13 protein-coding genes are annotated in these 14549 nt (G+C 69.8%); 9 read left to right on the top strand and 4 right to left on the bottom strand.

Annotation, left to right across the window (positions count from 1 at the left end; all coding sequences use genetic code 11):
* The first annotated feature begins 134 nt into the window (after window positions 1-134).
* Genes E1292_RS02210 through E1292_RS02190 form a run of 5 tightly spaced genes read left to right on the top strand, consistent with a single transcriptional unit; the run spans window position 135 to window position 5200 of the window.
* A complete protein-coding gene (locus E1292_RS02210; RefSeq protein ID WP_132591436.1) occupies window positions 135-1448 on the top strand; it encodes an extracellular solute-binding protein in 1314 nt (437 codons plus the stop codon).
* Complete coding sequence (locus E1292_RS02205) at window positions 1445-2374, top strand: carbohydrate ABC transporter permease (protein ID WP_132591434.1); 930 nt, start codon at window positions 1445-1447, stop codon at window positions 2372-2374. Before E1292_RS02210 ends, E1292_RS02205 begins: the two co-directional genes overlap by 4 nt.
* A complete protein-coding gene (locus tag E1292_RS02200) occupies window positions 2371-3201 on the top strand; it encodes a carbohydrate ABC transporter permease (protein WP_132591432.1) in 831 nt (276 codons plus the stop codon). The genes E1292_RS02205 and E1292_RS02200 overlap by 4 nt, the downstream gene beginning before the upstream one ends.
* Window positions 3198-4214, top strand: coding sequence for an alcohol dehydrogenase catalytic domain-containing protein (locus E1292_RS02195; protein WP_132591430.1), 1017 nt, complete (start codon window positions 3198-3200; stop codon window positions 4212-4214). The genes E1292_RS02200 and E1292_RS02195 overlap by 4 nt, the downstream gene beginning before the upstream one ends.
* A complete protein-coding gene (locus E1292_RS02190; protein WP_132591428.1) occupies window positions 4211-5200 on the top strand; it encodes a Gfo/Idh/MocA family protein in 990 nt (329 codons plus the stop codon). Before E1292_RS02195 ends, E1292_RS02190 begins: the two co-directional genes overlap by 4 nt.
* On the opposite strand, the gene E1292_RS02185 is transcribed toward E1292_RS02190, so the two are convergent.
* Entirely contained in the window at window positions 5194-6195 is a 1002-nt protein-coding gene (locus E1292_RS02185; RefSeq protein ID WP_132591426.1) for a LacI family DNA-binding transcriptional regulator, read from the bottom strand. The genes E1292_RS02190 and E1292_RS02185 overlap by 7 nt on opposite strands.
* Window positions 6196-6443: 248 nt before the next feature.
* On the opposite strand from E1292_RS02185, the gene E1292_RS02180 reads away from it, so the two are divergent.
* The 4 genes from E1292_RS02180 (at window position 6444) to E1292_RS02165 (ending at window position 11543) form a co-directional block, all read left to right on the top strand.
* Window positions 6444-6761: a hypothetical protein gene (locus E1292_RS02180; RefSeq protein ID WP_132591424.1), complete on the top strand. Its 318-nt coding sequence runs from the start codon at window positions 6444-6446 to the stop codon at window positions 6759-6761.
* Window positions 6758-8296, top strand: a complete 1539-nt coding sequence (locus E1292_RS02175) for a WXG100-like domain-containing protein (protein ID WP_132591422.1) — start codon at window positions 6758-6760, stop codon at window positions 8294-8296. Before E1292_RS02180 ends, E1292_RS02175 begins: the two co-directional genes overlap by 4 nt.
* Entirely contained in the window at window positions 8293-8946 is a 654-nt protein-coding gene (locus E1292_RS02170; RefSeq protein ID WP_132591420.1) for a hypothetical protein, read from the top strand. Before E1292_RS02175 ends, E1292_RS02170 begins: the two co-directional genes overlap by 4 nt.
* A gap of 86 nt (window positions 8947-9032) precedes the next feature.
* On the top strand, window positions 9033-11543 hold the full coding sequence (locus E1292_RS02165) for a polysaccharide lyase family 8 super-sandwich domain-containing protein (protein WP_246089872.1): 2511 nt from the start codon (window positions 9033-9035) through the stop codon (window positions 11541-11543).
* A 90-nt stretch (window positions 11544-11633) separates the two neighbouring features.
* On the opposite strand, the gene E1292_RS02160 is transcribed toward E1292_RS02165, so the two are convergent.
* The 3 genes from E1292_RS02160 to E1292_RS02150 form a co-directional block, all read right to left on the bottom strand.
* Complete coding sequence (locus E1292_RS02160; protein ID WP_132591416.1) at window positions 11634-13331, bottom strand: BCCT family transporter; 1698 nt, start codon at window positions 13329-13331, stop codon at window positions 11634-11636.
* 254 nt (window positions 13332-13585) lie between these two features.
* Window positions 13586-14053, bottom strand: a complete 468-nt coding sequence (locus E1292_RS02155) for a GNAT family N-acetyltransferase (RefSeq protein WP_246089871.1) — start codon at window positions 14051-14053, stop codon at window positions 13586-13588.
* Between the two features lie 49 nt (window positions 14054-14102).
* A complete protein-coding gene (locus E1292_RS02150) occupies window positions 14103-14507 on the bottom strand; it encodes a hypothetical protein (protein ID WP_132591414.1) in 405 nt (134 codons plus the stop codon).
* Window positions 14508-14549 lie beyond the last annotated feature (42 nt).

The following is a 14549-nucleotide window of genomic DNA, read 5'->3' as shown; positions in this document are numbered from 1 at the left end:
CCGGAATTGGCAAATACGGGCAAGTCAAGACCTTTTGCTACGTAGCAGAGTGTGCCACACTCCCTCCAACCGGAGTCAACATCCGGCTACCCCCGGTGTGAGGGCTGGCCGGACCCTCTGCGAGGAAGCACCTTATGAGCAAGTGGCCCGATACCCGCCTCTCCCGGCGAAGGGTGCTGCAGGCCGCGGGACTCTCCGCCCTGCTCGCCGGCTGCGGTACGGGACCCGCCGCGCGAAGCACGCGAGAGATCGTCTTCTGGCATCTCATGACCGGCGGTGACGGCGAGCGGATGAACGCGATCGTGACCAAGGCCGACGCCGACATGCCCGACACCGAGATCAAGCAGGTCGTGCTGGCGTGGGGCGCCCCCTACTACACCAAGCTCGCGATGTCGGCGGCCGGCGGCCGCGCACCCGACCTCGGCATCGTGCACATGTCGCGGCTGGCCGGGTACGCCCCCGGCGGCCTGCTCGACCCCTGGGACCTCGACCGGCTCGCCCGCTACGGCATCAGCGAGTCGACGTTCACGGCCCCGACGTGGAAGAGCTCGATCGTCAACGGCAAGGTCTACGCCCTGGCCCTCGACTCGCACACGTTCGTGGCGTTCTTCAACACCGAACTGGCCGAAAAGGGCGGGCTGCTCGACACCGGCGGGAAACTCCCCGAGATCAGGAGCCTGGACGACCTGAAGAGACTCGGCCGGGAGTTCAAGAAGCTCACCGGCCACAAGTACGGCATCTCGTACGGCTTCCTCGGCGACGGCGCCCAGCTGTGGCGCCTGTTCTGGACCTTCTACACCCAGCACGGCACCACCTTCGACCTGACGGGCGACAGATTCGTCTACGACGCCGACGCGTTCGGCGAGTCGGTCGAGACGATGCGCAGCCTGGTCGACGGCGAGGTCGCCTCCAACAGCTCCGACTACGCCACGGCGAGCTCGTGGTTCCTCGGCGGCGACACCGGCCTCGCCTTCTCCGGCGTCTGGGAGCTCCCGCAGTACCAGGACGCGAAGATGCCCCTCGGCGCCATGCCGATCCCGAACCTGTTCGGCACGGACGTCGACTCGACCTGGGGAGATTCGCACACCTTCGTCCTCCCCCATCAGGACAACCCCGACGAACAGCGGCGGGAACTCGCCTACGAGGCCGTCTCGAAGATCCTCAAGAACTCGTTGCCCTGGGGCCAGGCCGGGCACACCCCCGCCTACCAGCCCGTCGTCAACACGCCGGAGTTCAAGGCGCTGCGGCCGAACAACGACTACGCGGTCACGGCGACGTACCTCCACTACGACCCGCCGTCCTCCTTCACCGGCTCGGCATCCAGCTTCATGGACCAGTTCCGCAACAGCATCCAGAACGCGCTCACCGGCCAGACCTCGGTCAAGGACGCCGTCGCCACCTTCGCCGAACGCGTCAACGTCCTCATGTCCAAGGCGGTGCAGCGATGACGTCGGCCACTCTCACGAACAAGGGCGCCACCACCAAGGCGGTCACGACACGGCCGAAGGCCCTCAGGAGCCAGAGCGGGCTCCTCTACGTGCTGCCGTTCTTCGTCACCTTCGTGCTCTTCCTCCTCTGGCCCCTGATCTACGGGATCTGGATGAGCTTCACCGACCGCGACCTCGCGGCCGGGGCCGAGCCCGAGCTGGTCGGGTTCGCCAACTACGCCGAGGCCCTCACGGACCCGATGGTGTGGACGACGTTCGGCAACACGGTGCTGTTCACCGTGATGACCACGATCCCGCTGGTCGTGCTGGCCCTCGCGGCAGCGCTGCTGGTCAACATGGGGCTGCCGGGGCAGTGGGTCTGGCGCATGGCGTTCTTCGTGCCGTACCTGCTCGCCTCGACCGTGGTCAGCCTCTTCTGGGAGTGGCTCTACAACCCCGAGCTCGGGTTGATCAACTCCGTTCTCGGCGTGTTCGGGATCGAGGGCAGGAGCTGGTTGCAGGACCCGGACTTCGCCATGGCGGCCATCGCGGTCGCCACCACGTGGTGGACGCTCGGGTTCAACTTCCTGCTCTATCTGGCCGCGCTGCAGAACATCCCCAGCACGGTCTACGAGGCCGCCTCGATCGACGGGGCGGGCAGGTGGCGGCAGTTGTTCTCGATCACGCTGCCGCTGCTGCGGAACATCACCATGCTCATCCTCGTGCTGCAGGTGCTGGCCTCGCTCAAGGTGTTCGACCAGATCTTCCAGATGACGGCCGGCGGCCCCGACGACTCCACCCGCTCGATCCTGATGTACGTCTACGACACCGGTTTCACGAACTACCGGCTCGGCTACGCCTCGGCGATCTCGTACATCTTCTTCGCCATCATCCTGATCCTGTCGCTGCTGCAGCTGCGGTTCGCCCGGAGGTCCGACCAGTCATGAGAAGCATCAATCCCGGACGCGTCGTGGCCTTCGCGGTGCTGGCCCTGTTGAGCCTCCTGATGCTGGCGCCGTTCCTGTGGGCGATCAACACCTCGTTCAAGACCGAGACGGACGCCGGCGCCAGCCCCGTGACGATCCTCCCCGAGGGCGGCTACACCTGGGACACCTACGTGGACCTCTTCCAGATGGGCAGCATCCCCACCTGGATGATCAACAGCCTGATCGTGGCGACCGGCGTCACGATCATCACGCTGGTGATCTCCGCGCTGGCGGGCTACGCGTTCTCGCGGCTGGACTTCACCGGGCGCAAGCTGCTGCTGGGCCTCACCGTCGCCTCGATCATGGTCCCCGGAACGATCTTCATCGTGCCGCTCTTCGACGAGATGCTCGCCTTCAACATGGTGGACACGTACTGGGGGATGATCCTGCCGCAGGTGGTCGCGCCGGTGATGGTGTTCATCCTCAAGCGGTTCTTCGACAACATCCCCCGTGAGCTGGAGGACGCCGCGCGGGTGGACGGAGCGGGATCGTTCCGCATTTTCCTGCAGATCGTGCTGCCGCTGTCGCGGCCGATCATCGCGGCGGTGGCGATTTTCACGTTCGTCGGCGCGTGGAACAACTTCCTGTGGCCGTACATCGTGACCAACGACCCCGATCTCATGACCCTGCCCGTCGGCCTGGAAACCGTCTCCACCGGCTTCGGCGTCGTCTTCGCCGAGAACATGGCCAAGTCCGTGCTGGCCGCGCTGCCCCTGATCGTGGTGTTCCTGTTCTTCCAGCGGCAGATCATCAAGGGCATCGCCACCACCGGGCTCGGCGGTCAGTGACCGCCCTCACCACGGCTCCGTTCCTGGCCGGCGCGGGCCGGGTGGAGCACCGTCCCCGCTCCTACCCCGGTCCGGGGCCGGGACAGCTGCTCGTCCGGCCGCGCGCCAACGCCCTGTGCGGCAGCGATGCCGGCCTCTGGCGGGGCGGGAGCCCGGTCGTGGCGGGCCACGAGGCCGCCGGCACGGTCGTCGCCGCCGGCCGGGACACCACCACGCCGGTGGGGACGCGCGGGGTGATCTACCTCATGGCCTACTGCGGGCGGTGCCGCAGCTGCCGCGCCGGCGCGACCAACCTGTGCCTGGACAAAGCCGGCGACATGGGCTTCAACCGCGACGGCGGCCTCGGGCCGCTGGAGGTCGTCGAAGAGCGCATGTTCTTCCCCATCGGGGACGACCTGCCGTTCCCCCTGGCCACGATGCTCCTGGACGTCATGGGCACGAGCGGCGCCGCGCTGAACAGGGCGCTGAGCGTGCGTCCCGGCATCGAGTCGCTCCTGATCACCGGCGCGGGCCCGGTCGGCCTCGGCGTGCTGGCCGTCGCCCGGCTGCGCCTGGGCGCGGACGTGCCGATCCACATCAGCGACGTCTCCGAGTGGCGGCTGGCCTTCGCCGAGTCGCTCGGCGGCATCCCGGTCCACGCCCGCAGCGTCTCCAGCAGGGTCGCGGGCGTGCCCGAGGTGGACGCCGCGGTGGACGCCTCGGGCCGCGCCGGCGCCCGGCGCTCCGCCCTGGACAGGCTCTCCAGACGGGGCGTCCTGGTCTGCGTCGGGCACGGTGAGCAGCTGCACCTGGACGTCTCGCCCGACCTCATCTCCACCGGCCGCGCGGTCCTGGGCAGCGAGTACTTCCCGTACGCGGACCTCCCGGCCGCGCTGGAGCTCCTGCGGCGGAACACCGGCTACCTCGGCCGCATCGTCACGCACACCTTCGACGTCAGCGAGACCGGGCTCGCGTTCGAGACGTTCCTGTCGGGTGAGTCCGGCAAGGTGGTCGTCACCCAGGACGGCGAATGAGCGAGCCCACCCGCGTGGCCGTCGTCGGCGCGGGGCAGTGGGGCGAGCAGCACGCGCGCGCCTTCTCCAGCCGGGACGACTCCCGCCTCGTGGGCGTCTTCTCCCGCGACCTCGCCCGCGCGCGGCGGCGCGCGGCGCGCTGGTCCACCCGGGCGTACGACGACCTCGCGCGCATGATCGACGAGACCGGGCCCGACCTGATCAGCGTCTGCCTGCCCAACACCGAGCACTACGCGCCCACGCTGGAGCTCATCGGCCACGGCATCCCGCTCCTGGTGGAGAAGCCGCTGGTCTTCCACCTGGACGAGGCCGACAGGCTGCTCGACGCGGCCCGCGAGCGGGACCTGTTCTTCGCGATCAACCTCAACCACCGCTACGCCGAGCCCGTCGTGCGCGCCAGGCGCGACCTCGACGACGGCCGGCTGGGCGACCTGTCGTTCGCGACCTGGCGGTTCGGCGGCGAGGGCGGCCCCGCTGACAGTCGGGGCCGCCATCCGCACGCGGGCCTCATCGAGACCCAGTGCCACGGCATCGACCTGCTCGAACACCTGCTGGGACCGATCGAAGCCGTCAGCGCCGAGATGGCCAGGGGAGGTTCGACGCTGGTCGTGGCCGCCCGCTTCGCCTGCGGCGCGGTCGGCAGCCTCGTCGGCTCGTACGACTCCTCCTACGCCTACCCGCGCGCCCACCACGTCGAGGTCAACGGTGACGCGGGACGGCTGCTGATCGACGACACCACCCGGCGCTACGAGTTCTCCCCAGCGGGCTCCGAGACGCGCACGGTCTGGGAGGCCGGCTACTTCAACGACCGGGGGCGCTCGTTCCACGAGACGTTCGACGCGCACCTCGACGCGCTCATGCCCGCGCTGCGAGCCGGTGCGGCGCCGCCCGTGCCCGCGGAGGCCGGGCGGAGGGCGCTGCGGGTCGCGTACCGGATCATCGAGGCGTTCGAGACGGGACGCCGGGTCGCGGTCGCCCCCTACTGACTCGACTCGCGCACCTTCAGGTGGAAGTCGACCATGATGTGCGGCGCCTGCCCGCTGGGCTTGCCGGTGATCTGCTCGTGGAGCATCGCGACGGCGTGGGCGGCCATCGACTCGACGTCGGGAGAGACGGAGGTCAGCGACGGCGTGGAGTAGCGTGCCTCCTCGACGTCGTCGAAGCCCACCAGCGCGACCTCCTTCGGCACCTGGATGCCCCTGGCCTGCAGCGCCCGGAGCGCGCCGAGGGCGATGGAGTCGTTCATCGCGAAGATGGCGTCCGGCATCGGGCGGCCGGAGTCGAGGTGCTGCTCGATCGCCTGCCGGCCGCCCTCGCGGGTCCAGTCGGCCCTGACCAGCTGGGTCTCGCCGGCGGGGAGCCCCGCCTCCGTCAGGCCGTCGAGGAAGCCTCGCACCCGCATGCGTGCCGTCAGGCCTCCGTCGGGGTCGTAGCCGAGCAGCATCGGCCGTCGCCTGCCCGTGTCGGCCAGGTGGCGGGCCACCGCCACGGACGCCTCGCGGTTGGGGATGCCGACGTGGCAGATCTGGCCCTCCAGCACCTCGTCGCCCATCAGCACGATCGGGTAGTCGGCGCGGCGGCGCTGCCCGTCGCCGGGCCGCAGCGACAGGGCCATCATGATTGCCCCGTCGGTCAGCTGGTTGCGGCCGCCCGTCAGGACCTGCAGCTCGCGCTCCCTGTCGGATCCCGTCAGCTCGATCAGGACCGTGTAGCCGAGCGCCGCTGCCTTGCACACGACCGGGCCGGCGAGGTCGGCGAAGATGCGCGCCCTGAAATCGGGGACGACGAGCGCGATGAGCCCCGTGCGGGCGGAGCGGAGGCTGCGCGCGGCCGCGTTGGGGACGTAGCCGAGCATCGCCATGGCGTCGAGCACGCGCTGGCGGGTCTCGGGGCGGACGTATTCGTAGTTGTTGACGACGTTGGAGACCGTGCGCTGGGACACGCCGGCGGCGCGAGCCACGTCGTGCATGCTCACAGCCATCACGCAACGCCTTACCCCGGGTTGGTATCAGAGAGCTTTCATCGTACTGTTCGCGACCTTGCGATCTCATCGGGTTTTTCGCCGTACGAGCGGGGCCGTGCAGCCGCCGTCGCGTCTCACTTCGCGAGACGCCATCCGTGGTGCAGGCAAGGATTGAACGGTAAACTACCTCCGCCTTTGTCACGTCAGCCTCATCCGTGTGCTTCTCTCCCACCGCCACCGCTCAGGTGATGACCTCCGGAGGAACCATGAGCTCTTCAGGGGCCCTGTACGCGTACAGCGGGATCAGGCAGAGAGCCGGAGTCGTCTGCGACACCGCGGAAGACCTCCGGATCGCCCGCCGTGACTGGAAGCGGAAGGTCGACTCCCCCGAGACCGATTTCGAGCTCGACGGCCCGGCCGCGGCCGTCACGGACGTGCGCGAGGCCTGGGAGAAGGAGTTGACCGTCTATCGCGAGGTGCTCGAGAAGTGGTGCCTGGCCACACGCGCGTCGGCCGCGGGGTTCGAGTCGGTCGAGGACTACCTCGAGTCCAGGAGTACGCCCAGCTCCGGTGACCGTCCATGACCTCGGACGACTATCTGCAGGTCTCGACCGCGATCAGCCGGCTCAAGCAGGCCGTCGGCTTCCTCGCGACGGTCTCCAACCCGGTCACCATGATCGGCGAGGTCATCAGCACCATCAACACGCTGACCTCGATCTTCAGGGACGTGCCCGGCGATCCCGACGGCATCGACGACCTCGGCAAGGCCTTCCGCAGGATGGCGATCGCCATCGACACCGCCGCCACCGATCTCGACCATACGAAGGTCTCGGTCCCGTCGGTGTGGAAGGGCGAGGCCGCCACCGAGGCGCTCGCCGCGCTCAAAGCGACCGACGAGCTGCTGCAGCAGGCCGCACCCGCCATGCGCAAGGCGGACACGTTGCTGACGGAGTACGCCGACGAGGTCCGCAGCCTGAAACGGAGGCTCGGCCAGCACCGGCAGGACCTGCTCGACGCGGCGGGCGAGCTCAACAGCGCCCACGACATCGTGCGCAACATGTGGAACGCCGTGTGGCCGTTCGACGGCGACGGCGGCATCGTCGACGACATCGGCCGGGCCATCGGGGCCATCAACGGCGCCATCAAGGTCTTCGAGGACCTGCAGACCGCTGGGGAGGCGCTGAAGCGGGGGCTGCGCGACGTGCAGGGCAAGGCGCGCGCGGGCGCCGTCCGGTCGCCGCACATCGACGCCTTCGACGCGGTGCTGCTGGCGGCCGCGGGCATCGACGGCACCGCGCAGGAAGAGAACGGCATCCTGACCACGGCGCAGCTGGCCAGGGCCGCCGAGAAGATGGAGGCACTGTCGGACGAGGACCGTGCCCGCCTGCAGCGCCTCCTCGACGACGCCGGCTCCGAGGCGGAACGCGCCTACCTGATGAAGGCGCTCGCGGCCGGCCACTCGGTCGATGACATCTCCACCTTCGCCTCGGTCATCCGCGGCAAGAGCGAGAGCTGGTTACGCGAGCACCTCAGCCTGGTCTACCCGGGGGGCAGCGGAACGGTGCTCGTCAACAGCGTCGAGCTGGAGCAGCAGAACCAGACGACCTGCGGCTCCACCTCGATCATGGTGGCCCGCGCCATGAACGACCCGCTGTACGCGCTGAGCCTGACCACGGACGACAAGGGCAACCCGCTGTCGGCCGCCGAGCTCCGGGAGAGGCTCACCGACGAGCAGAACCGCATCCACGACTCCACCAACACCGTGTGGCCGCAGAGCCTGGGCACCTCCCCCTGGGGTCTGACCGACGAGATGAACGAGCACGCCGACTCCTTCGGCACGCGCTACGACTGGCGGATCGTCGACGACACCGACGCCGGCTCCGTCAACCGGGCGCTCGACGACGCCGTCGGCGCGGTCGACGCCGGCCACACCGTGCCGGTCCTCATCGGCGACCGCTACCCGGCCCATTACGTGCTGCTCGTCGGGCACGAGGGCGACAATCTGGTCTTCTACAACCCGAGCGGGGAGATGGCCCGCATCAGCGAGGACGACTTCCGCAACGGCAACGTCTCGGCTCTGGGCTACGACCACGTCCAGGGTGTGGTGACCCCCCGATGACCCGGCGACTCCTGCTGGTGCCGATCTGCGTGCTGCTGAGCGGGTGTGCCGCCTCCGACGCCACGACGCGCGCCGATCAGGCGCAGCTCGACGTCATGATGTCGCAGCCGTTCGTCAGCGAGGCCGTCAAGGAGCCGGCCCGCAGGGTCGCGTTCCGGAAGTCGGACGACCTGCCCGCCACCCGCGGCACGGTGACCGTGGTCCTGGCCGAACGGCCGGCCGCGGCTCCGGCCGGCGAGGCGCGGCGGTGGGCCGCGGAGGGCATGCGGAAGCTGCGTGACGGCGGCTGGACGGTCTACGCCACGGTGTGCCTGCCGCCGCGCGAGTCCGGCGACCCCGACCCGCCGGCGGAAGGCGCCTGGGACGCGTGGTCGTTCGCTGCGCACGCCTACAAGGTCGTGGACGGCGTGTCCTACTTCGCCGTCGCGCAGGGGCTCGGGCAGCTGTCGGGCGACGTCGAGATGACCATCGAGATGCGCGCGCCGAGCTCGCACGAGCCGGTCACCGACCTGTTCCCCGACCGGCCGCCGCCGCTGCCGGCGGGAACGAGCTGCGTGGAGACCGGCGACCTGCCCGCGGAGAAGGTCACCGACGGCCCGCCGGTGGTCATGGGCGAGAGCGCCGGCCAACCATCGGGCAATGTACGGTGACCTCCGGGCACGCGTGCGGTCTGGGCTGGGAAAACTAGATCCTGTAGGGTGAGCCCGGCATACCCCCCAACGGCATGGAGTCCGCAGTGCCGCACTTGTCCCGCCGTCAGATCCTCTCTCTCCTCCCCGCCACCGCCCTGCTCGCCATGGCCGCGCCGATGCGTGCCGCCGCCGCGGCGCCGGCCGATCACGCGAGGCTGCTCGCCAACACCGTGGCGACCTTCGCGGGAACCGCGGAGGTCAACGCCCGCCCCGAGGTCGCCGGCAAGCTGGCGGCGATGCTCGACACCGCCCGGCAGCGGCTGGCCGCGATGGACCAGGCGGGCGACGGCGAGCTGTTCGCCGGCCTGACCCTCGGCACCGACGACGCCAAGCTGCGCTCGGCCTACCAGTACCTGTACGAGATCGCGCTCGCGACCCGCGCGCCCGGCGGCGAGCTCGACGGTGACGCCGCCGTCCAGCGCCGGGTCGTCGACGGGCTCCAGTGGCTGCACGAGCACCACTTCGGCGACCAGTCGAAGGGCTACTACGGCAACTGGCACAGCTGGGAGATCGGCATCCCCACCCACGTGAGCAGGACGCTGGTCCTGCTGGACGAACGGATACGGGAACTACGCCCCGACCTGACGGCCACGTACATCGCCTCGATGGACGCCTACCTGCGCAACGGCAAGGACGGCGACGTCGACCTCGACTCGCGCTTCCACACCGGGGCCAACCTGGCCGACATCACCGGCAACCGCATCCTGCAGGGCGCGCTCACCGCCGACGACGCCCGGGTTTCCAAGGCCATCTCCGACCAGGCCACCGTCTTCGCCACGATCGACCCCTACGACCTGCAGCACGGGGTCACCGACGGCTACTACCACGACGGCTCCTTCATCCAGCACCACTCCGTCGCCTACACCGGCTCCTACGGGCGTGCCCTGCTGACCCGCGTCGTGCAGACCCTCAAGACGCTTGAAGGCGCGACGGGCGGCGGCGGCTCCGACCTGGCCGGCGTGGTGTACCGCTGGATCGCCGACGGCTTCGCCCCGCTGATCTTCGAGGGGTGGATGATGGAGATCGTCAAGGGGCGGGCGGTCTCGCGTACGAACACCGGCTACTCCGACGTCCGGGTGATCACGGAGGCCATCGCCGACCTGGCCGGCCACGTCGAGGGCGACGGCTCGCAGGCCCTGAAGCAGTACGTCAAGTTCCTGCCGGAGGCCGACACGGGCACGTTCGTCTCCCCGGTCAGCATCGCCCGCTACGCGGCCATCCGCGCCGACTCCGCCATCCCGGCCGCCGACCTGAACCCGCCCGAGCGTTCCGTGGCGTTCAACTCGATGGACAGGACCGTGCACCGCCGCCCCGGTTACGCCTTCGCGCTGGCGCGCAGCTCCGACCGGATCAGCAAGTACGAGTACATGAACGGCGAGAACCTCATGCCCTGGTTCCAGGGCGACGGCGCCTACTACCTCTACCTCTCGGGCGAGGACCAGCGCGAGGTCTTCGGCGTCGACTACTACACGGCCGTCTCGCCGTACCGGCTGGCCGGGATCACCGCGCCGGAGGAGGAGCGGCGCACGGTCCCCGAGTCGTACGGCCGGTTCTGGTACGAGAACCCGGACCATCCGCTCAACTTCACCTCCTCCTCGGAGTCGCAGAACACCTACGTGTACTTCCCCCTGGCCGGGAACGCCTTCTCCGGCGGCGCCACGCTCGGCGCGTACGGCGTGGCCGGCATGGTGCAGTCGGACGACGCCGCCTACACCGCCAAGCAGCAGGGCATCCTGCCCGACGACTTCGTCGTCTACCGCAACGCCCGCGCGACCAAGTCGTGGTTCATGTTCGACGACGAGATCGTGGTGCTGGCCGCGGACGTCTCGGGCCAGGGCCGCCGCGCCGCGGTGACCACCGTGGACAGCCGCATCGCGGCCCCCGGGGACACGATCGTGCTGACCGGCGAGGGCTGGCGCGGCGGGTCCTGGCGGGCGGGCGACACGTCGCCGCCGCGCTGGCTGCGGTACGCCAACGACACCCGCCGTACCGCGATCGGATATGCCTTCCTCACCCGGCAGCCCGTCGCCGCCGGGCTGGAGACGGTGACCCGCAGCCGCAGGGTCGTGCGGGCGAGCAACCCCGACACGAGTGTGACCAAGAACGTCTTCACCGCCTCCATCGCCCATCCGGCCGCCGGCGGCGTTCCGGCCGTCGCCTACGCCCTGGTCCCGAACGCGACCGAGGCCCGGCTGCGCGGCTACGCGGACGGCCCGCTGACCGTGCTGGCCAACGACCGGCACGTGCAGGCGATCAGGCACAGGGCACTCGGGATCGTCGCCGCCAACGTCTTCGCCGGCGGCCCGCGCCACGCGGAGCGCCTGCTCGTCGACGGTCCCGCCTCGGTCATCGTCCGGAGCGGCGAGCGCACCGTCGTCGCCCTGTCCGACCCCACGATGAAACGCGACCACGTCACGGTCGTCCTGCGCGGCAGGCCTCTCCGCCTGGACACCGCCGACGAGGGTGTGACGGTACGCCGCGTGCCGGGCGGCACCCAGGTCCGGGCGACGACCCGCCGCGCCCACGGCCGTACCTTCACGGCCACCCTGCGCTGAGCCGGAGCCGGAGCCGCCGTACGGACGATCACCCGTGCGAGCACGGAAGACGCCCCCCGGTAGCCACCGGGGGGCGTCTCGCTGGTGGACCTATTTCTCGCGCGACGTGTCGCCGACGGCCTCGGCGTCCTCGACGTTTTCGCCGTTGGCGCCGACGATCGCGAGTTCGAACTCGCCGTCGTAGAGCTCGCCGCCGGTGATGACGGCCGACTCCACGGCCTCCTCGCCGCGCTGCCCGCGCAGGATCAGCGGGTCGTGCCGCAGGTCACGCGTGAGCGCCACGCACATGCCCACCATCACCACCATGAACGGCACCGCGGCCAGGATCGTCAGGTTTTTCAGCCCGGTGAGCGCCGCGTCGCCGCCGCCGCCGAGCAGCAGCATGATCGCCGCGACCGCGCCGGTCAGCACGCCCCAGACGATCACGACGACCCGGCTGGGTTCCATGGTGCCGCGCTGCGAGAGCGTGCCCATCACGATCGAGGCGGCGTCCGCCCCGGAGACGAAGAAGATGCCCACCAGGATCATCACGAGCAGGGTCGTCGCGCCCGCGAGGGGGTATTCGTTCAGCAGCGCGAACAGCTGACCCTCCGCGGTGGCCTCGCGGGTCAGCCCCGCGCCGCCGGCTTCCTGCTGCATGGCCGTGCCGCCGAAGACCGCGAACCAGACCAGGCTGACCACGCTGGGCACCAGGATCACGCCGCCGACGAACTGCCGGATGGTGCGGCCACGGCTGATGCGGGCGATGAACATGCCGACGAAGGGCGTCCAGGAGATCCACCACGCCCAGTAGAACACCGACCATCCGGACAGCCAGGCGGCGACCCCTTCACCGCCGCTGGCCTCGGTGCGGGCCGCCATCTGGGCCAGGTCACCGAGGAACGAGCCGAGGGAGGTGGGAAGGAGGTTGAGGATCAGCACGGTCGGGCCGACCAGGAAGATGAACAGGACCAGCACCAGGGCCAGCACCATGTTGGTGTTGGACAGCCACTGGATGCCCTTCTCCACCCCGGACACCGCCGACAACACGAACGCCAGCGTCAGCACCGCGATGATCGCGATGAGCAGGCCCTCGCCGACCTCCGACATCCAGCCGACCTCCTTGACGCCGCTGCCGATCTGCAGCGCGCCGAGGCCGAGCGAGGCGGCCGAGCCGAACAGGGTGGCGAAGATGGCCAGGATGTCGATGACCTTGCCGACGCCTCCGTTGGCGTGCCGCTCGCCGATCAGCGGGGTGAACACCGCGCTGATCGTCTGCCGCCGGCCGCGGCGGAAGCAGCCGTAGGCGATGGCCAGGCCGACCACGGCGTAGATCGACCAGGGGTGCAGCGTCCAGTGGAACAGCGTGGTGGCCAGCGAGGTCTCCATCCGCAGCGCCGCGGCCGCGGTGGCCTCGTGCGTGCCGGGCGGAGGCTCGGCGAAGTGCGTGAGCGGCTCGTTCACCCCGTAGAACATCAGCCCGATGCCCATGCCCGCGCTGAACATCATCGCGATCCAGGACACCGTCCTGAACTCGGGCTCCTCGCCCTCCTGCCCCAGGGTGATCTTGCCGTACTTGCTGAACGCCAGCCAGAGCACGAACACCACGAAGCCCGAGGCCGCGAGCACGAAGGCCCAGCCCACGTTGTGCATCGTCCACTCGAGCATGGAGGTCGACACGCCCTCCAGCGTGTCGGTGGCGACCCCTCCCCAGACGACGAAGGCGAGGGTCAGAGCGGCGGCCACCCCGAACACCACCCAGTCCGTCCGGGGTGGCAGGGCGGCCTTGATACCTCCTGACGTATCCATGATTTTTCCGGTGTCCTGTGGTTGCTGTTCCACGAGTTCCTCTGGCCTTCTCTCGTGTACGCGTCCGTCTGTCGTGTACGCGTCCGTCCCGGATGCGTACGGACTGCTTACACGACGTTACCGAACGATCTTCGAACGACCAAAAAAACTATTACAATTGGTCAAAGCCCGTAAACCTTCGTTCATGATCAAGCGTCCTCTGATATCACGGTGATCCGCGCCCGTGACTTCTTCGTTAGGACGTCCCGCCGCGCTCAGCGTTCCCAGCGCATCTCGCCGTCGTGCCACCGCCCGGTGGAACGCAGACCCGCGGCTGTCGCGACGGCGGCCGAGGCCGCGTGGCCGGGATGGATGTGCGCGACGATCGTGCCTATCCCCTGCCCCACCAGCCAGCACACCAACGCCTTCGCCGCCTCCGTGGCCAGGCCGCGCCCCTGCCACGGCGTGCCGATCACCCAGGCGATCTCGGCGGTTCGGCCGTCGACCGTGGCCTGCACGTAGCCGGCGAGGCACTCTTCCTCCCGCGACCACAGCACCCAGTTGCGCCAGCCCGCCGGCCCGGCCACCAGCCGCTCGTAGCGGGCGCGCAACTCCTGCGCGGTGAGCGGGGCGCCGCCGGTGAAGGCGTGCAGGGCGGGGTCGGACAGCACGGCGGCCATCTCGTCGGCGTGCTCGACGCGCAGCGGCCGCAGGACGATCCGCGGCGTCTCGATGATCTCCACGCGCCACCCCTCACCCACGGCCTTGGCGGCTCACCCTACTCGCCCGGGGTCATTCGTGGGCGTACGACAGGATGACGGCCTCCGCCAGCAGCGTGATCTGGTTCTCCGTGTAGCAGTCCGCCTGATGGATGGCGAGTTCCGCGCCACAGGCCGCGCAGACGAGGTTGGGACCGTTGATCGCGCTGATCCCGCAGCAGCCGGTGAGCCGGGAGATGTCCGGATGCAGCCGCATGCCGACGGCGTCGTCCGGATGGATCACCAGGCCGGGGGGCTCTCCCGAGAACTCGTGGGGGTGGTGGTTGGCCGAATACGCCCCGCGGGGCATCCGCGGCGGCTTGATCCTTTCGTACCACGCGGTCGCACCGACCGGCTCCTCCTTCCACGGGGGCAGTGGGATCTTCCGCACGGACAGGGTGATCGGGTTACGGCAGGCGAAGCAGAGGAAACACGCCACACCGCGACGATACGCCTGCCGTCCGGCGGCCGCGCCCCGAGC

Source organism: Nonomuraea deserti (genome assembly GCF_004348685.1).
Taxonomy (GTDB): domain Bacteria; phylum Actinomycetota; class Actinomycetes; order Streptosporangiales; family Streptosporangiaceae; genus Nonomuraea; species Nonomuraea deserti.
Note: the sequence above shows the minus strand (reverse complement) of the source record. Positions and strands in the feature narration are given on the sequence as shown.